The organism is Rheinheimera pacifica (assembly GCF_024809855.1).
In the GTDB taxonomy this organism is placed as follows: Bacteria; Pseudomonadota; Gammaproteobacteria; order Enterobacterales; family Alteromonadaceae; genus Alishewanella; species Alishewanella pacifica_A.
The window spans coordinates 341,040-358,650 of sequence record NZ_JANUEM010000001.1; the positions used below are offsets into that span (position 1 = coordinate 341,040).

Genomic DNA, 17,611 nt, shown 5'->3' on the forward strand with positions numbered 1-17,611 from the left:
ACCATTTTGGTGCTGCCGCCCTCTTTTTGTTCATGTCCCTTTTTACTGGCTGGACCAGTTAGTGTTTCTTTGTTAACTTCAGGTTGTTTACCAGACAGCTGGTGTCTATGGTTAAGGCACAGCTACGGCGTGGAGTTTGTTTCCGTGACATCATTAAAAGTTGCGCATAAAGTTATCATTGGCTTCGGATTTATCGCTTTGCTATTGTTGTTATCCAGTGGCTCTGCTTTGTTGAGCTTTGCCGCCATTACTGAGTCCAGCGACAGAGTTAATACTCTTGCTGTACCGGTACAACAACAAAGCAACGCAGCGCAAATTCAGCTGTTAAAACTAGCCAAGTTGTCTGCTCTGGGTTTTACAGCTGAACAAGACAGCGAAATCAGCCAATATCAACAACGGTTTAACAGTGGCAGCCAAACTCTACGCGATCTGCTAACCGATCTGGCTGCGCTCACCAGCGCCGAACCCGCATTTACGCAAACCCTGAATGACATCGACAACCGCTACCAGCAATATGCTACTGCAGTTGATACGATGTTTAACGCCAGACTACAAAGCATTACAATGCAACATCAGGTGCAGACCGAACTGACAGAGTTAGAACAACTGATTGATAACATAGGTGCCAACCTGCTGGATATCTCTTATCTTGAACTGCGTGGTGGCAGACAACAAAATGAGTTGATAGCCGGCAGCGCAAACCGTATTGATGGTCAATTGCTTGGCTTGCTAAATACACTGAAAGAAGTAGCGGCTTATAACGAACTGACAACTGCAGAAACCGGCCAGGAAAGCATCAGTTTTACGCTAAGTGATATGCAGGTCAATATCGACTATCTTGCTGATATTCTGGATAAAATCGACACAGGTGGGCTCTGGCAAAATACCACTGAACAACTGGCACAACTGGCCAGTAAACTGGAAGCCCAAAACAGCCTGGCCAGTGTTAAGCTGCAGCAAGTCAGCGCGCAACAAACTGCCCGTGTACAGCTAAACCTGTCTGAACAGCGGGTTGAACAGGTCATTCTTGCGTTGGATAAACTACTTTCGGCCGCTGATACTCAGTTCAGTACCTTACAACAGAATGTGTCTGACGCAGTCAGCTCTGGTAATACCCGCACACTTAGCCTGATGTTAGTACTAATTTTACTGGCTGTTGTCGCAGCCTATCTGACAATCAACGCCATGCTGCGCCCGCTGGCCGATATTAATAAAGTGTTGGGCGACATTGCCCAAGGCGATTTAACCCGCAAGCTGCATATTACCAATCAGGACGAATTCGGTGCTCTTGCTGTCAAAGTAAACAGCCTGATTAGTGCACTGAGCGCGCTGATTATTAATATTCAGAACAACGCCACTGAGCTTAATTTAAACGCCAGCCAGTCAGCAAAAGAAGTGGGTGAAATTAACGACTCGCTGCACCAACAGCAGCGCCAGATTACACTGGTGAATGATGTGACACGACAGCTGGCAGACAGTACCCGTGACATTGCCCTGCAATCAGCAGAAACCACTGCAGCAATGCAACAAGCATTGCTGCAGGGAGAACAGATAGATTTAATAGCCGGCCAGAATAATAAACTTATCAACCACCTGGCAGAGCAACTGACTGCAACCAGCGCAGTAATGAGTAAAGTAAATGACGAAGCCAATAATATTGGCAGTATTTTAGCGACTATTCGCGGTATTGCAGAGCAAACTAACCTACTGGCACTAAATGCTGCCATTGAGGCTGCAAGAGCCGGAGAGCAAGGCCGCGGTTTTGCTGTAGTAGCCGATGAAGTACGCTCTTTGGCCGGGCGCACCCAGCAGGCCACTGATGAAATTCGTCAGATGATCGAAACACTGCAACAACAAAGTAAACAAGCTGTGTTTGCCATTACCAATGGTAAAACAGATGCCGACAGCTGTGTGGCACAAACCCTGGAGCTGGTATCTTCACTTACTCTGGTAAATCAGGCGATAGCCCAAACGCAGGATATCAGCAACCGGGTAACAGCAGCCACTGAAATGCAGCTGGATCTGGGCCAGGCCATAGATAAAAATATGCAGCAGATGGTCAATATTGCTCATATCAGCGGTGAGAAAGCCAGCCGCACTTTACAGCACAGCGATGAGGTATCTGAACTGGCAGTAGAACTGCAGCAAGCGGCCAGTACCTTTAAAATATCCTGATAATACCAAGGCGTATTTGCTGTAACAGAATGGACTTTATAAGATAGTCGCCTGGTACAGGGATAGCGTAGTACAGTAATTGCGTAATACGGTGATTGTATGATGTGGTGGTGTAAGAAAGCATTGTGACACAGCGGCGTCCTGCCGCTTTATTTATTGCTTATCCTGAGCTAAGAAAAGGGCTGGACAATGTCCAGCCAGGCAGGAAGTATCTTTGTGTCCTTTGTTTTTCTTTCGATTCCATTCGCTATTCATAGTGCCAAAACAGCAACAAAAAACCCGATGAAAACATGATATTGCTACTACACCATAGCAAATTGTTGCTCACGCTGTCTTTTTTGCTGCTTTTTCAGACTTTTTGCATCGATCAATTCAATATTGGCCTCATGAGCAAATATCCAGGCCTGATTACTAAAACCGGCGTAGCTGACTACAACACCGCTATTGAAATCAGCAGCCAGCATTTGCTGAAACAGCGCACGGATCTGGGAAATATCAACCGACTGGTTTTTCTGCTGGATGTAAACCAGCTTTTCACTCTCGCCTGACAGACATTTGTAGTCAGGGCTAACGCGATTAGAATGTGTCAGCTTGCCCTGGCGTACTAAAAAGCGTTCTGCTTCCTGCATAAATTGCTGCTGTTTGTCTGCTGACGACAAAAATGCTTTAATCGGGCGCGCCAGCCCCAGCAATTTATGCTGCTCGTCCAGCTCAAAAAAGGCCAAGACATTAAAGAACAACGCCACCATAAACATCAGCACAAAGGTCCATAGCATAAACGCTGACCAAAAAGCGGATAGTACCCATTGGTTGTCACTCAGCAGCAGAGAATGCTCAGCAAAAAACAAATAAACAGCACCGGCAATAATGCCAAGACCAGTACTGACAGATGAGATAAGTAGCCATTTATTTTTCATATCAACCTCAAGTCCATATGGAACAGGCTACAGTATTAGTCTGCTGCTGAAATTTTTCTTAATAAGAAGTTGATAAATGAATTATAAAGACACTGCTTGCTTATTTTTACGTCAATTGCAGTAAGCCAGAGCATCAGAAGCCGATGCGAAGCGATAAGAAAAGTTGAACTGCCGGACAAACTTTTCAGCATTCACTTTACGCCCCTTAGCGCTCTCTTTCGCGAAAATGGCTGGCGCCGTACCTGCTGACACAACCGCCTGCTGATAAAAATCCTGCCGTAGCAAAGTTGACGGACAACTAAGATTGAACACTCCACTGCACGGTGTAGCATCAAGTAGTAGTGTAACTGCCGCAATAATATCTGCTGAATGCAACATGTTAACCGGGGCAGTTGCATCAGGCAGCACCTTAGCTGCAGCAAAACGCCCCGGATGCCTCCCCGGGCCCATTAAGCCGGCAAGACGCAATGTGACTGCCGGTTGGAACTGCTGTAATGCCTGCTCACCCTGCCACAGTAAACTGACCCGGAGCTCGGTTAAGTGCAGCGATGCAGCTTCATCGACCTCACCAAGCAGGCCATGATAAATGCCGGTAGAACTAAAATGTATTATTTGCCTGCTGCCAGCCACTGTAGCCAGGGTGGCAAGTTGCTGTAACGCCGCAGTGTAATGGTGTGATTTCTGATCCCGCCCCGGAGTAACAGCACAAACAACTATTGCATCATGCAACATGGGCATTAGGGAGTGTTGATCTGCCGGTGTATTTAAATCCAGCACAAAACCGGTTACCCCGGCGGGTAAATCACTCAATGCAGAGCCTGAACGACGGCTGGCATATACATGATGGCCTTGTGCTACTAAATCTGCCGCTAATTGCTGCCCCAACCAACCGCAACCAATAATGACGATTTTCATTGCTGCCCGGCCTTAACCGGCAATACGGCATAACGGCCGCTAAATTCAGCAGCAAGTTCACCGGCAGAAAACACCTGCACTTTAATATGTTGCACGGCTTTACGCCCTTCAGCCAGCATATTCAGCGCACCGGCGCATTGCTGTAAGGCACAGCGCGCCTGTGGTTGGGCCGCAACCGGTTTCAGATACTTAATTGTTGCATCTGCCAACACCTGATCGCCGTGCAACCCCTGTGCCTGTAACTGCAAATACAACATGCCCCAGCCCGTTAATGTCGCCAGTGCATAGATACTGCCGGCAAACATGGTCTGGTGCAGATTAATGTTTGGCGCCAACGGAGCGTCGCAGCGTATTTCATTGCCATCAAAGCCGGCGATAGCCAATTGCATATACTGGCTAAGCGGTATGGTTTTCTGCCAGGTATCATTTAACTGACGACACCACAGCTGATGTTGCTCTGAGGTGCCAGCAAGCCGGATTGGCTTTTGCATAACAAAGTGCGCAATACCGTACAGCTGAGGAGCAGCCCCAAGTTGGCGGTAACCATTGCGTTGATAAAATGCCAAAGCAGTATCACGCGCATTTAATCTGATATAACCACAGCCCCATTTTACCGCCTGTAACTCCAGCGCGGCCAAAACCCTGCCACCGGCACCTTTACCCTGATACTCCGTAGCAACTGCCATATAACGCACCTGGGCCCCGCCTTGCTCAAGCTGATGCAAACGCCCGATAGCTGCAATATCACCATCCGGTGTTACTAACATCAGATGATAAGCCTGTGTTTCGAGCTCGTCGCGTTCTGAACCGGGTGGTTGCTGCCAGGGGGCACGTAATATTTGCCAACGTAGCTGATAATAACGGTGCCATTCGTCTGGGGTGGCGGGCGAGCGTAATTGCCAATGCCGCATAAGGTACAACTCCGAAAAATTAGCTTTGCAGTAAAAACGTTACCGGGCCATTGTTTACCAGACTAACCTGCATATCGGCAGCAAATTGCCCGGTCGCAGTGGTCAGGCCCAGTGAACGGCAATATGCCACAAAAGTTTCGTAATACTGGTTGGCTTTGTCAGGTATTGCTGCAGGTGTAAAGCTGGGCCTTAAACCCGACTGGGTGTCAGCTGCCAGCGTAAACTGTGACACCACCAGCAAACTGCCGCCAGCCTGTTGCACATTCAGATTCATTTTGCCATTACTGTCCGAAAACACCCGGTAGTGGCAAACCTTGTGCGCCAGCCTGGTAATATCTGCCGGTGTATCTTCAGCTTCAACACCCAGCAACACTAATAAACCATGCTCAATCTGGCCGATAACGGCACCGTTAACCGTAACAGACGCCTGATCCACCCGCTGGATTAATGCTTTCATTTTACAACTTGGCCTCATTTATGTCGTCAGACGGGTCAATCTGATCCGGATCATCAGCATCGGTCTGTTCGGTATCTGCGGCAATTTGCTGCAGCAAGGCTGTCATTTCAGCCCCCAACAATACAACTAACCAGCACAGGTATACCCATACAAAAACAATCGGTACTAACGCCAGTGCACCATACAGGGTGTCGTAGGCCGGGAAATGCGTAACATAAACCGCAAAACCACGTTTAGATAATTCAAACAACAGCATCGCCAACAGTGCGCCAAAAAAGGCATGCCGGCTGCGTACTTTAATATTCGGCACCACCAGATACAGCAGAAAAAATGCCAGTAAAGACATCAGATACGGCACGGTACCCAACAACAGCGTAGACAGCCCAGGGGTATAATCCTCAGCAAGGCGGGTTAACCTGATCAGGTAAGAAGTTACTGCGATAGATGAGCCAAACAAAATGGGGCCCAATGTCAGAATCATCCAGTAAATTGAGAAAGAAATAACCGGCCTTGGCCTTCTGGTTACCCGCCAGATTTTGTTCAGGCTTTTATCAATGTTATGAATAAGCAGCAACGCCACAAACACCAGTACCGCAATACCTATTGCCGTCATGCCACCGGTATTACCGATAAACTGGTTAATGTAGGTTTGAATTTCTTCGCCACGCGAAGGAATAACATTGGCGTAAACAAACGCTTCAATACCCTGACGAAACTCTGCAAACATCGGAAAAGCACTTAGCATAGAAAACATAACGGCTATCAGAGGCACGACAGACAGCAGCGAGATATAAGCCAGATAACCGCCAATCATACCAATTTGATCCTGCTGACAACGCTGGATATAAAGCTTAACAAAGCGCACAGCCGTTTTCAGATAGGATTGCCACTCAGGCAGCATAACGCCTCCAAATCACATAAATACTACCAGAGGATACAAGAAAAGCAGTGGTTCAACCAGCTTGGCAACAAGCTAACCCTCTGAGTACTAAAAATAACCCAGAAAAAAGGCCAGCATGGTGCTGGCCTTATATACAGATTGCCCGGTATTTAACCGCGGCTGGCGCGTTTACGATCGTTTTCTGTCAGGTGGCGCTTACGGATACGGATAGATTTAGGTGTAACTTCTACAAGTTCGTCGTCATCAATAAATTCCAGAGCCTGTTCCAGCGTGTAGCGGATTGGCGGCACGAGATTAATTGCTTCATCGGTGCCAGACGCCCGTACGTTAGTTAATTGCTTACCTTTTAAGCAGTTAACTGTTAAGTCGTTACTGCGGCTGTGAATGCCGATTACCTGACCTTCGTATACTTCTTCAGCATGGCTGATAAACATACGGCCACGCTCCTGCAATGAGAAAATAGCATAACCGGCAGCTTTACCCATAGCGTTAGAGATCATTACACCGTTGGTGCGCTGACCGATAGTACCGCCTTTGTGCTCACCGTAATGATCAAAGCTATGGTACATCAGGCCAGTACCTGAAGTAATAGTCATAAACTCGGTACGGAAACCAATCAAACCACGGCTTGGCATTAAGAAATCCATACGGATACGGCCTTTACCATCGGGTTGCATATTGGTCATCTCAGCTTTACGCTCACCCATACGCTCCATAATAGAACCCTGGTTCTGCTCTTCGCAGTCAATGGTCACGTTTTCCATCGGTTCCATCTTCACGCCATCAACCATTTTCATGATAACTTCCGGGCGCGATACCGCTAATTCGAAACCTTCGCGGCGCATATTTTCAATTAATACGCCCAGGTGCAACTCACCACGGCCGGATACTTTGAATTTATCGCCATCTTCTGTTTCTTCAACCCGCAGCGCAACGTTGTGTTTCAGCTCGTTAGTTAAACGCTCTAAAATCTGGCGTGAAGTAACAAACTTACCTTCTTTACCAGCAAATGGCGACGTGTTTACCTGGAACGTCATGGTAACGGTAGGTTCATCTACCTGCAGGGCGGGCAATGCTTCTACTTTAGTGGTGGCGCAGATAGTGTCAGAAATTTTCAGTTCACCCAGGCCGGTAAAGGCTACGATATCACCGGCGTTGGCTTCAGCAGTTTCTACCCGCTCTAAACCTAAGTAACCAAACACCTGGCCTACTTTACCGTTGCGCTTGGAGCCATCAGCACCAACAATCGTCACCTGCTGGTTTGGCTTTAAGGTACCGCGTTTAATACGGCCAATGCCGATAATACCCAGGTAACTTGAGTAATCCAGCTGTGACACCTGTAGCTGGGTTTCACCGTCCAGCTCAACTGCTGGCGGAGCTACATGTTTAACAATAGCTTCAAACAAATCAGTAATATCGGTTTTAGGTTCGTTATGATCTAACGTTGCCCAGCCGTTTAACGCAGAAGCGTAAACAATCGGGAAATCCAGCTGCTCATCAGTGGCGCCTAAGTTATCGAACAGATCAAACACCTGATCAATAACCCAATCCGGCCGTGCACCCGGACGGTCGATTTTGTTTACTACAACAATTGGCTTTAAACCGTGGGAAAAGGCTTTTTGTGTTACAAAGCGCGTTTGCGGCATAGGGCCATCAACGGCATCAACCAACAGCAATACTGAGTCGGCCATTGACAATACGCGCTCAACTTCACCACCGAAGTCGGCGTGGCCCGGTGTATCAAGAATATTAATGTGATAACCGTTCCAGCGCACCGAAGTATTTTTTGCCAGGATAGTTATACCGCGCTCAGATTCCTGCGCATTCGAGTCCATCACGCGCTCCTGTAACTTGGCGCGGGCGTCGAAGGTGCCAGACTGCTGTAGCAGTTTGTCAACCAAAGTGGTTTTACCATGGTCAACGTGCGCAATAATGGCAACGTTGCGCAGCTTGTCTAAGTATGTCGCGGTAACGCTCATGTAAATATATCCTCTGTGGCACTAGATGACCGTAATGACCACCAGGCAAAACTAACTGAAACGAAAGGGCGCACATTCTACTCTGTTTTTGCATGGAAATAAAAACGGCAACCGCAGTTTAAGCAATTTTTTTTCTCACAGCCGTCCGCAGCATCTAGACTTAAGCCTGCCATAAGCGCACCATAAAAATGCAACCAAGCACCATAGTAGTGCAACGCTGATAGCGAAGGCGCTGCATTGGCCATCAATACAAATATAAATCAAACACTTAAATGTTTGGCATGTATCTGGCATTTATTGGAGCAACACCGCTAAATCAGTTCAAAACAGATTAATTGGAGGAATGCATGTCTGCATCATCTGTACTGAGTTTAATTAAAGAAAATGAAGTGAAGTTTGTAGATTTACGTTTTACCGACACCAAAGGTAAAGAACAGCACGTTACAGTTCCTGTTAATCAGATCAGCGAAGACTTCTTTGAAGACGGCAAGATGTTTGACGGCTCTTCTATTTCTGGCTGGAAAGGTATTAACGACTCAGACATGATCCTGATGCCGGATGCATCTACTGCAGTACTTGACCCGTTTTTTGAAGAAACCACACTTAATATTACCTGTGACGTTATCGAACCAAGCACCATGCAGGGTTACGACCGTGACCCACGCTCAATTGCTAAACGCGCTGAAGAGTACCTGAAATCTACCGGTATTGCCGATACTGTGCTGTTTGGGCCAGAGCCGGAATTCTTTATGTTTGACGATATCCGTTTTGAAACCACGATGTCTGGTTCTTTCTTTAAAATTAACTCTACTGAAGCAGCATGGAACTCAGGCACCAGTTATGAAGATGGTAACAAAGGCCACCGCCCAAGCGTAAAAGGCGGTTACTTCCCACTACCACCGGTAGATTCGGGCCACGATATCCGTAGCGCTATGTGTATGGTACTGGAAGAAATGGGTCAAACCGTTGAAGCACACCACCACGAAGTTGCAACTGCCGGCCAGAACGAAATTGCAACCAAGTTCAACAGCCTGACCAAAAAAGCTGATGAAGTACAGCAACTTAAGTATGTTATTCATAACGTAGCTCACCTGTATGGTAAAACCGTTACCTTTATGCCAAAACCTTTAGTAGGTGATAACGGTTCAGGTATGCACTGCCACCAATCGCTGGCAAAAGACGGCGTAAACCTGTTTGCCGGTGATAAGTATGCAGGCCTGTCAGAACTGGCGTTGTATTACATTGGCGGTATTATTAAACATGCTAAAGCCATTAATGCTTTTACCAACCCGTCTACTAACTCGTACAAGCGTTTAGTACCACACTTTGAAGCCCCGGTTATGCTGGCTTACTCTGCACGTAACCGCTCAGCCTCTATCCGTATCCCACTGGTACCAAGTGCCAAAGCCCGCCGTATTGAATGCCGTTTCCCGGATCCGGCAGCTAACCCATACCTGGCTTTTGTTGCCCAGTTAATGGCTGGTTTAGACGGTATCCAGAATAAGATCCACCCTGGCGATGCGATGGACAAAGACCTGTACGATTTACCGGCAGAAGAAGCTGCTAATATTCCACAGGTTGCAACGTCTCTGGAAGAAGCGCTGAACGAGCTGGACAAACACCGTGCTATTTTCACTAAAGGCGGCGTAATGTCTGATGCAATGATCGATGCCTATATCGATATTAAACGTGCTGAAGCCCGTAAAGTAGCGGTTGCTGTACACCCGTTAGAATTTGAACTGTATTACAGTGTTTAAATAACAATTTGATTAAAAGCTCACTTCGGTGAGCTTTTTTTTTGTAGAAAATTAAAGCGAAGCAAGCTAGAGTAACTTGGTGGAGTGACAACAATAAAATAACACGGAACCTGCAAAGCATATGAATAAAGTATTGTTTATTATATTAATGTTGCTTTGCACAACATCTTTGCCAGCGCAGGAAAACAAAAAAGTATTTGTAACACGCGATGCCAACGGCGTGCTGGTATTTTCTGACAGCCCGCAACCTGGCGCAGAAGAACTGACGCTGTCGACCCGGGCCAATATCATGGCCGCTACAGATCCTACCCTACCCGCCCGCAAGGCACCTGCCGTAGAGCCTTTTAACGTTGAGATTGTACAACCTGAAGAACAAGGTACAGTGCGTGACAATACCGGCTCTGTTTATGTATCCGGTAAAATAAGCCCGATGTTTGAACGCGGTTTGCGGGTGCGCTTGTTGTTAAACAGTAAACCACAGGGCGAACCGCAAAGTAATGCGGTATTTATTCTGCGCGATGTTCACCGCGGCGAGCACAAATTGCAGATGGAGCTTTTTGATCAAAACGGCAAGCTTATTGCAGCAAGTCCTGTAACGACCTTCTATTTACATAGAACATCGGTAATCTCACCAAATTAGTGCGCATGCCATGCAATTCAGCCTGAACTGAATTACACTGCTAAACTGGCGCACCAAATTGGTGCATAAGGTGAAGCAGTGACAAATACAGTAATAGCAGCCGAACAATTACATGCTCATATCAGCGAACAACTGACAACAGCAATAATGCTATTGGACGCCGGTTTGACGATCCGCTACTTCAATACCGCATGTTGTGCAGTATTGGGTTTGGGCGAAAAGCGTCTTAGCGCGCAATTTTTTCCGGATTTATTTCAGCATTGCGACATTAACGCCAACCATTTCATTGGAGCATTAAACAGTAAGCAGGGTTTTGGTGTTAGTGATGTACAGGCGGTATTGGCCGATGGCCGTCATTTGCTGCTGGATATTTCAGTCACTATCTGTGAAAACCCGGCCGAGCATTTATTGCTGGAAATCCGCCAGGTTGATCAACAACGCAAAATTAGCCTGGAAAGCCTGCAGCAGCACCAACATTTAGCAGCACGGGAGTTAATCCGTGGCCTGGCACACGAAATTAAAAATCCGCTGGGTGGTTTGCGCGGTGCTGCGCAGTTGCTGGAAGAGTCATTAAACGATGAGTTAAAAGAATACACCCAGCTTATTATTGCGCAGGCCGACAGGCTGCGTAACCTGGTGGACAGACTATTGGGGCCTTACCGGCCAGCGCAGCGTGTAAGTGCCAACCTGCATCAGATCATTGAGCAGGTGCGCCAGTTGGCATTAATGGACAACCCGGCATTAGTGCAGTTTAGCCGTGACTACGATCCCAGCATTCCCGATTTTCCGTTTGATCCGGAGTTAATTGAACAGGCGTTGCTAAACATAGTGCGTAATGCCCAGCAAGCTCTGGAGCAAACCGAACAACCAGGCATTTGCCTGCAAAGCCGGGTACTGCACCAACACACTTTACATGGCAAACGCTACAAACTGGTGGCGCTGATCCGAGTTATCGACAATGGCCCCGGTATTCCTGCAGATATTAAAGACACCTTATTTTACCCGATGGTCAGTGGCAAAGCCGGTGGTACAGGGCTTGGCTTGTCTATTGCCCAAACCCTGATCCACCAGCACGGCGGCTGGATTGATTGTGACAGCTGGCCCGGCCATACCGAATTTACGTTATACCTGCCAATTGCAGACACTGAGGATTGAACTAATGAGTCATACTGTGTGGATTATTGATGACGACAATTCTATCCGCTGGGTTCTGGAAAAAGCCCTGGCCCGGGCGGATATTTTATGTGAAAGCTATGCCTCAGCCGACTTGATGCTGCAGCGGCTGGAGTATGATCAGCCTGCTGTCGTAGTATCAGATATCCGCATGCCTGGCACTGACGGCATGGCGTTACTTGGCAAGTTGCAGGAACTGGCCCCGGAGCTGCCGGTAATTATTATGACTGCACATTCCGATTTGGACAGCGCAGTTAACGCTTTTAAACGCGGCGCATTCGAATATCTGCCAAAACCCTTTGATGTTAATGATGCCGTAGCGCTAATCAGCCGTGCACTGGAACATGCCAGTGCCCGCCAGCCTAAACATAAAGCCTCAGCGCCTGCCCTGTCACCGGAAATTATTGGCGAAGCCCCGGCAATGCAGGAAGTATTCCGCGCTATTGGCCGGCTGGCACGCTCCAGTATCAGCGTATTAATTAATGGCCAGTCTGGCACCGGTAAAGAGCTGGTTGCCCGCGCACTGCACAAGCACAGCCCGCGCTGCGAATTGCCATTTATTGCGCTGAATATGGCAGCAATACCAAAAGATCTGATTGAGTCAGAACTGTTTGGCCATGAAAAAGGCGCCTTTACCGGTGCAAATAACCTGCGTAAAGGCCGTTTCGAGCAAGCCGATGGCGGCACCTTATTTCTTGATGAAATCGGCGATATGCCGCTGGATGTGCAAACCCGTTTGCTGCGGGTGCTGGCAGATGGCCAGTTCTACCGCGTTGGTGGCCATCAGGCTATTGGTGTAGATGTACGCATTATTGCCGCCACCCACCAGAACCTGGAGCATCTTGTAGGTGAAGGCAAGTTCCGCGAAGACTTATTCCACCGGCTAAACGTTATCCGGGTGCATTTACCGCAGTTAAAAGAGCGCAAGCAGGATATCGCCAAACTGGCGCAGCATTTTTTATTGCAGGCTGCAAAAGAGCTGAATGTTGAAGCCAAAACCCTGACCAAAGAGGCTGAACAGTTTTTAAGCCAGCTCGACTGGCCCGGTAACGTGCGCCAGTTAGAAAACACCTGCCGCTGGCTAACGGTAATGGCCAGCGGCAAGCATATTGTAGTAGCCGATTTACCGCCTGAGCTGACATCGCCGCAAAAAGCAGCACCGGCAGTGCAAAATGGCCAGGGAGGTAGCTGGCAGGATTTACTGGCTGGCTGGATCAGCCACAAATTAAATGCCGGTGAAGAAAATATATTGGCTGAAGCCGGGCCGGAGTTTGAGCGTACAGTGTTACAACAGGCACTGCAGTTTACCCACGGCCATAAACAGGAAGCCGCAAAACGGTTGGGCTGGGGCCGCAATACCCTGACCCGTAAACTTAAAGAGCTGGATATAGAATAAAAAACAAGGCCGGGCGTTAAAACGCACCGGCCTGCTGTTAACTGTAAAGAGCGCCTACAATGTCAGGCCCTAAGATATTTCAGGCATTACTACGCTGTTGCTTTTTTTGCTGCCACTGCTGCCGTTTTTCATTTAACTGCTGGCGTTGCTCATCAGTCAATACCTGTAACACCTGATGCTGTAATTTCATTGCAGCCAGCCGTTTGTTTACTGCTTGCTGTTGCTGCTTTTCTAATAACAGGCGTGCAGCAGTTTCGTCAAAGGTATCTGCGGCCAACAGATCGCGCATTTGCTTGCGTTCAGCCTTATCTGGCCGGGCCGTTTTTTGCTCACTACGGTGTTGCTGCATTAGCTGTTTAATCTGTTCGCGCTGGCTATCTGTAAGATCAAGGCCTGCCAGCATACGCTTCATCGGAGCATGCTGCATATGGCGGCCATGTTCATAACCTGCCGCTTTATGCTCATGCGCCAAGGCAACACCAGCCACGCTGCTGGCAGTCAGTAAACTTAAAGCAAAAATCAGTTTTGATATTTTCATCGGATACACTCCTCTATTAAGACAGCCTAAGCATAAAACAGCTAATGCAAAGCAACGCAAATGCCGGGTAAAGATTCTGTAAAGCTGTATTGCAAGGCGCTGACATTAGGTAAACTCATAGCAAATAAGGAGTGGTTATGCCTGCAATTTTAATGATCGACGATGACACCGAACTGTGTGAGTTGGTAGCTGAATATCTGGCGCTGGACGGCTTTCAGTTTACGGCAGCCCATGACGGCCAGCAAGGTCTGGCTATGGCACAAAGTGGTGGCTATCAGTTAATCCTGCTGGATATTATGCTGCCCGGCATGGATGGCCTGTCGGTGCTTAAAGCTTTGCGCACCAGCCAGTACTGCCCGGTATTAATGCTAACGGCACGTGGCGATGACGTAGACCGCATTGTTGGCCTTGAGCTGGGCGCTGACGATTATCTGGCCAAACCCTTTAACCCACGCGAGCTGGTGGCACGTATTAAAGCAATATTACGCCGGGTTGAGCTGACTCAGGTGCCGCAGAGTAATAGTGACAGTGTGCTTAATCTGAACGGGCTGCTGTTGAACCCCGCCAGCCGGCAACTAAGCTGTAACGGCGAAGTGGTAGCATTAACCGCCACTGAGTTTCAGTTGTTGGAATTGTTGATGCGCCGCGCCGGCGAAGTGGTCAGTAAAGATGAACTTAGCCGCGAAGTATTAGGCAAACGGCTACAAATGTATGATCGCAGCCTGGATATGCATATCAGTAATATCCGCAAAAAGATCGCGGTATATAGCAGCAACGAGAAAATTCAAACCTTACGCGGTAGCGGCTATCTGTTTTTGCAAGGTGAAGCATGAACTGGCTAACGCACCTTAACCCGTTTCATTATCTGGCCGGGCGGATTTTTCTCTGGTTCTGGCTGGTACTGTTAAGCGCCGTGTTTGCCACGCTGGCACTGTCACGGGCTTTAGTTGAGCCAACCGAAATCCGCCGGCTGCCGCATAATGTTATTCAGCAATTGCAACAACATCTGGCCCCGCTGGCAGACAGCGAAAACAGTGCGCATTTAGTTGCCCGGCTGCAACAAGACAGCCCGGACCGCTGGCTGGTAGTGGATGCACAAACACAAGTCGTACTGACACCACAGCTGCTACCGCGTGATTTTGACCAACACTGGCTGACCGAGTTGTCGCAGTTATCACGCCCACGCTGGCTAAAACACCATAACACCTCACTGGCCGGCCCTTTTATTTTGCAGCTTGGCGATGAAACCCTGGCGCTGTACCAAAAAAGGCAGCGCCCGCCGCAGCCATGGTGGCGCTTAAGCGAAATACCACAACATGTATTAATGTTGTTTACCTTACTGATTTCTGCCGTTGCCAGCTTTGTGCTGGCGGTATCGATTTCCCGCCCTTTGCGTGAACTGTTGCAGCGTAATCTGCAATTTGCCGATGGCCAGCTTAACAGCCGGGTAACCAGCCTTATTAAACGCCAGGATGAACTGGGGCAACTAGGGCACAGCTTTAATACCATGGCCGAGCGTATTAGTGCCCTGCTAACCAATCAGCAGCGTTTACTGCGTGATATATCTCACGAGCTACGCTCGCCACTTGCCAGAGCCCAGCTGGCACTAGGCTTAACCGAGCGCCAGCAAAACCTGGAGCAGGTACCAAGGTTAAAACAAGAGCTGGACCGGCTGGATATAATGCTGGATGAACTGCTGACGTTTAGCAAACTGGATGCCGGCCAGTATCAATTGCAACAACAACGCTTCGACTTAACCGAGCTGCTGTCAGATATTATTGAGGTTAACCGGGTAGAGGCTGATGCAAAACAACAACAAATACTATTGCAGGCACCACAACAGCTGGAAATAACGGCAGACAGCAGGCTGCTGGCACGGGCCATTGAAAATATTCTGCGTAATGCTATTAAATACGGCCCGCCGAATAGTGATATCACCTGCGCAGTAACGCAGTTGCAGCAACAACTGGTGTTACAAATTTGCGATCAGGGGCCAGGCATCGCCTCCGATCAGCTTGAGGCGATATTTGAACCTTTCTACCGGGTGTCAGATAGCCGCACCAGTAGTACCGGCGGCACCGGGCTTGGCCTGGCAATAGTGGCGCAAATCATCCGCCAGCATGGTGGTAAAGTGCACGCAGCCAACGCCACCGGACAAGGACTTTGTATCACTGTGCAGTTACCGCTAAACTAGCGCCACAATACTGATTAAAAGAGCCTATTTTGACAGCAAGTGATTTCCCTTTGTGGCAGGCCAGCGGCCATGCTGCCAATCTGGCAGAGAACTGGACCCAGCAATTACGGCCATTCTGGCAAAGTATGACCTCAGACGTACTAACCAGCAGCGATGGCCTGAAATTAAGTTACCACTATCATCAGAGCCCCAACGCACGCCACGCCGTGGTGATCAGCGCCGGCAGGATGGAAATGGCAGTAAAATATGCCGAACTGTGTTTTGAACTGGTTAGTGCAGGCTACAGTGTTTTTTTACTCGATCACCGGGGCCAGGGCCTGTCGCAGCGTGAACTTGGCAACCCACACAAAGGCTATGTAGCTGATTTTGCACTATATCAGCAAGATTTAGCCCAGTTCATTCAGCATATAGTGCTGCCAAGCGGCCATAGCAGCCATATTGCCCTTGCCCACTCAATGGGCTGTGCCATCCTTGCCGGTTATTTACAACAACAACCGCATCCGTTTAAAGCAGCCATACTGGCCTCGCCAATGCTCGGTATTTATACCGGCCTGGTACCGGCCCGCTTAGCAGAACCGCTGGCACTGGCATTTGGTGCTGTTAACCGGGGGCTTAAAGCCCAGCCATGGTATTTCCCCGGCCAGCGTAATTATCAGGAAAAAGCGTTTGCCAACAACCCGCTGACCAGCTGTGCCGAACGTTATCAGTGGTTGCATCAGTTATACCGTACATATCCTGATGCCCGGCTTGGCGGCGTGACCACAGCCTGGGTTGATGCAGCAATAAAAGCCATGCGACGCCTGCAGCAAGACGCCACTAAATGGCATACACCGGTGTTAATGCTACAAGCCAGTGAAGACAAGGTTGTCAGCAATTATGCCCAACAGCTCTGGTATCAGCAACTGCCTGAAAACCTGTATCACGCTCGAGTGGCACTAAAGCAGGCACGACATGAAATTTTTATGGAAACAGACAGCATCAGACAACAGGCATTTGCCGCTATTAATCAGTTTCTGGCACAGCTGCCAGACTAATCCACTTTTTGCTACAATACCGCCTTGTTAAGCCGGAGAGCCCCATGCTGCATATAGTGCTGTTTGAACCCGAAATTCCGCCGAATACCGGCAATATTATCCGCCTGTGTGCCAATACTGGTTACCAGTTACATCTTATCGAGCCGTTGGGCTTTCAATGGGACGACAAAAGGGTAAAACGTGCAGGATTGGATTACCACGAGTTTGCCAATGTAAAACGCTACGCCAGTTTCAGCGACTTTATATCACAGCAAAAGCCGGGGCGCTTATATGCCTGCACCACCAAGGGCCACACCACCCATAGTGATGCGGCTTTTGCCGCCGGAGATACTCTGGTATTTGGCCCGGAAAGCCGCGGCCTGCCATTGGAAGTATTGCAGCAAATGCCAATAGAAAACTGGCTGCGTATTCCGATGACAGCCAACAGCCGGTCAATGAATTTATCCAATGCCGTAGCAGTTTTTGTTTATGAATCATGGCGCCAATTGGGCTACGCCGGAGCCAGAACATAACAACCAGTAATAGCATTTGCATATAGCAAAAGACTACAGCTATATTTAATGCTGTTTTTATCGATAACAAGGATGTCGATACTATGCTGTCTGGTTGGCTGCTTTTGTCTGC

The 17,611-nt window shown here is 48.5% G+C and carries 16 protein-coding genes; 9 read left to right on the forward strand and 7 right to left on the reverse strand.

Annotation, left to right across the window (positions count from 1 at the left end):
• Positions 1-144: 144 nt before the first annotated feature.
• Positions 145-2,175: a methyl-accepting chemotaxis protein gene (locus tag M2404_RS01570; protein WP_259237827.1), complete on the forward strand. Its 2,031-nt coding sequence runs from the start codon at positions 145-147 to the stop codon at positions 2,173-2,175.
• 302 nt (positions 2,176-2,477) lie between these two features.
• Here the strand turns inward: M2404_RS01570 and M2404_RS01575 are convergent, their stop codons facing one another.
• From M2404_RS01575 to typA, 6 genes are all read right to left on the reverse strand, one after another.
• Positions 2,478-3,092, reverse strand: a complete 615-nt coding sequence (locus tag M2404_RS01575; RefSeq protein WP_259237829.1) for a restriction endonuclease — start codon at positions 3,090-3,092, stop codon at positions 2,478-2,480.
• 111 nt (positions 3,093-3,203) lie between these two features.
• The gene (locus M2404_RS01580) at positions 3,204-4,007 is read right to left on the reverse strand and encodes an NAD(P)H-binding protein (RefSeq protein ID WP_259237830.1); all 804 of its coding nucleotides are present in this window, start codon (positions 4,005-4,007) and stop codon (positions 3,204-3,206) included.
• Complete coding sequence (locus tag M2404_RS01585; protein WP_259237831.1) at positions 4,004-4,918, reverse strand: bifunctional GNAT family N-acetyltransferase/hotdog fold thioesterase; 915 nt, start codon at positions 4,916-4,918, stop codon at positions 4,004-4,006. The genes M2404_RS01580 and M2404_RS01585 overlap by 4 nt, the downstream gene beginning before the upstream one ends.
• Positions 4,919-4,937: 19 nt before the next feature.
• Positions 4,938-5,375, reverse strand: a complete 438-nt coding sequence (gene dtd / locus M2404_RS01590; RefSeq protein WP_259237832.1) for a D-aminoacyl-tRNA deacylase — start codon at positions 5,373-5,375, stop codon at positions 4,938-4,940.
• 1 nt (position 5,376) lies between these two features.
• On the reverse strand, positions 5,377-6,276 hold the full coding sequence (locus M2404_RS01595) for a virulence factor BrkB family protein (RefSeq protein WP_259237834.1): 900 nt from the start codon (positions 6,274-6,276) through the stop codon (positions 5,377-5,379).
• Between the two features lie 149 nt (positions 6,277-6,425).
• Complete coding sequence (gene typA / locus M2404_RS01600) at positions 6,426-8,255, reverse strand: translational GTPase TypA (protein WP_259237836.1); 1,830 nt, start codon at positions 8,253-8,255, stop codon at positions 6,426-6,428.
• Positions 8,256-8,602: 347 nt separating this feature from the next.
• Between typA and glnA the strand changes: the two genes are divergently transcribed.
• From glnA to glnG, 4 genes are all read left to right on the forward strand, one after another.
• Positions 8,603-10,012, forward strand: coding sequence for a glutamate--ammonia ligase (gene glnA / locus M2404_RS01605; RefSeq protein ID WP_259237839.1), 1,410 nt, complete (start codon positions 8,603-8,605; stop codon positions 10,010-10,012).
• A 121-nt stretch (positions 10,013-10,133) separates the two neighbouring features.
• Positions 10,134-10,652 (forward strand): DUF4124 domain-containing protein, encoded by a 519-nt coding sequence (locus M2404_RS01610; RefSeq protein ID WP_259237841.1) that lies wholly within the window; start codon positions 10,134-10,136, stop codon positions 10,650-10,652.
• Positions 10,653-10,730: 78 nt separating this feature from the next.
• Positions 10,731-11,807: a nitrogen regulation protein NR(II) gene (gene glnL, locus M2404_RS01615; protein ID WP_259237843.1), complete on the forward strand. Its 1,077-nt coding sequence runs from the start codon at positions 10,731-10,733 to the stop codon at positions 11,805-11,807.
• Between the two features lie 4 nt (positions 11,808-11,811).
• Entirely contained in the window at positions 11,812-13,221 is a 1,410-nt protein-coding gene (gene glnG / locus M2404_RS01620; protein ID WP_259237845.1) for a nitrogen regulation protein NR(I), read from the forward strand.
• Between the two features lie 79 nt (positions 13,222-13,300).
• Here the strand turns inward: glnG and M2404_RS01625 are convergent, their stop codons facing one another.
• Positions 13,301-13,759 carry a Spy/CpxP family protein refolding chaperone gene (locus M2404_RS01625; RefSeq protein ID WP_259237847.1) on the reverse strand — a complete coding sequence of 153 codons (459 nt, stop codon included), beginning with the start codon at positions 13,757-13,759 and terminating at the stop codon, positions 13,301-13,303.
• 137 nt (positions 13,760-13,896) lie between these two features.
• On the opposite strand from M2404_RS01625, the gene M2404_RS01630 reads away from it, so the two are divergent.
• From M2404_RS01630 to trmL, 4 genes are read left to right on the forward strand one after another with little or no spacing between them, the layout of a single operon-like run.
• The gene (locus M2404_RS01630) at positions 13,897-14,592 is read left to right on the forward strand and encodes a response regulator transcription factor (RefSeq protein WP_259237848.1); all 696 of its coding nucleotides are present in this window, start codon (positions 13,897-13,899) and stop codon (positions 14,590-14,592) included.
• On the forward strand, positions 14,589-15,953 hold the full coding sequence (locus M2404_RS01635; protein ID WP_259237849.1) for an ATP-binding protein: 1,365 nt from the start codon (positions 14,589-14,591) through the stop codon (positions 15,951-15,953). Before M2404_RS01630 ends, M2404_RS01635 begins: the two co-directional genes overlap by 4 nt.
• Positions 15,954-15,982: 29 nt before the next feature.
• Positions 15,983-16,987, forward strand: a complete 1,005-nt coding sequence (locus M2404_RS01640; protein ID WP_259237850.1) for an alpha/beta fold hydrolase — start codon at positions 15,983-15,985, stop codon at positions 16,985-16,987.
• A gap of 44 nt (positions 16,988-17,031) precedes the next feature.
• Positions 17,032-17,499, forward strand: coding sequence for a tRNA (uridine(34)/cytosine(34)/5-carboxymethylaminomethyluridine(34)-2'-O)-methyltransferase TrmL (trmL, locus tag M2404_RS01645; RefSeq protein WP_259237851.1), 468 nt, complete (start codon positions 17,032-17,034; stop codon positions 17,497-17,499).
• Positions 17,500-17,611: the final 112 nt, after the last annotated feature.

Coding starts and splice junctions, on each gene's coding strand:
- glnG (WP_259237845.1), top strand. CDS start 11,812: ATGAGTCATACTGTGTGGATTATTGATGACGACAATTCTATCCGCTGG.
- glnA (WP_259237839.1), top strand. CDS start 8,603: ATGTCTGCATCATCTGTACTGAGTTTAATTAAAGAAAATGAAGTGAAG.
- typA (WP_259237836.1), bottom strand. CDS start 8,255: ATGAGCGTTACCGCGACATACTTAGACAAGCTGCGCAACGTTGCCATT.
- M2404_RS01625 (WP_259237847.1), bottom strand. CDS start 13,759: ATGAAAATATCAAAACTGATTTTTGCTTTAAGTTTACTGACTGCCAGC.
- M2404_RS01575 (WP_259237829.1), bottom strand. CDS start 3,092: ATGAAAAATAAATGGCTACTTATCTCATCTGTCAGTACTGGTCTTGGC.
- M2404_RS01585 (WP_259237831.1), bottom strand. CDS start 4,918: ATGCGGCATTGGCAATTACGCTCGCCCGCCACCCCAGACGAATGGCAC.
- M2404_RS01595 (WP_259237834.1), bottom strand. CDS start 6,276: ATGCTGCCTGAGTGGCAATCCTATCTGAAAACGGCTGTGCGCTTTGTT.
- M2404_RS01635 (WP_259237849.1), top strand. CDS start 14,589: ATGAACTGGCTAACGCACCTTAACCCGTTTCATTATCTGGCCGGGCGG.
- trmL (WP_259237851.1), top strand. CDS start 17,032: ATGCTGCATATAGTGCTGTTTGAACCCGAAATTCCGCCGAATACCGGC.
- M2404_RS01610 (WP_259237841.1), top strand. CDS start 10,134: ATGAATAAAGTATTGTTTATTATATTAATGTTGCTTTGCACAACATCT.
- M2404_RS01580 (WP_259237830.1), bottom strand. CDS start 4,007: ATGAAAATCGTCATTATTGGTTGCGGTTGGTTGGGGCAGCAATTAGCG.
- M2404_RS01630 (WP_259237848.1), top strand. CDS start 13,897: ATGCCTGCAATTTTAATGATCGACGATGACACCGAACTGTGTGAGTTG.
- dtd (WP_259237832.1), bottom strand. CDS start 5,375: ATGAAAGCATTAATCCAGCGGGTGGATCAGGCGTCTGTTACGGTTAAC.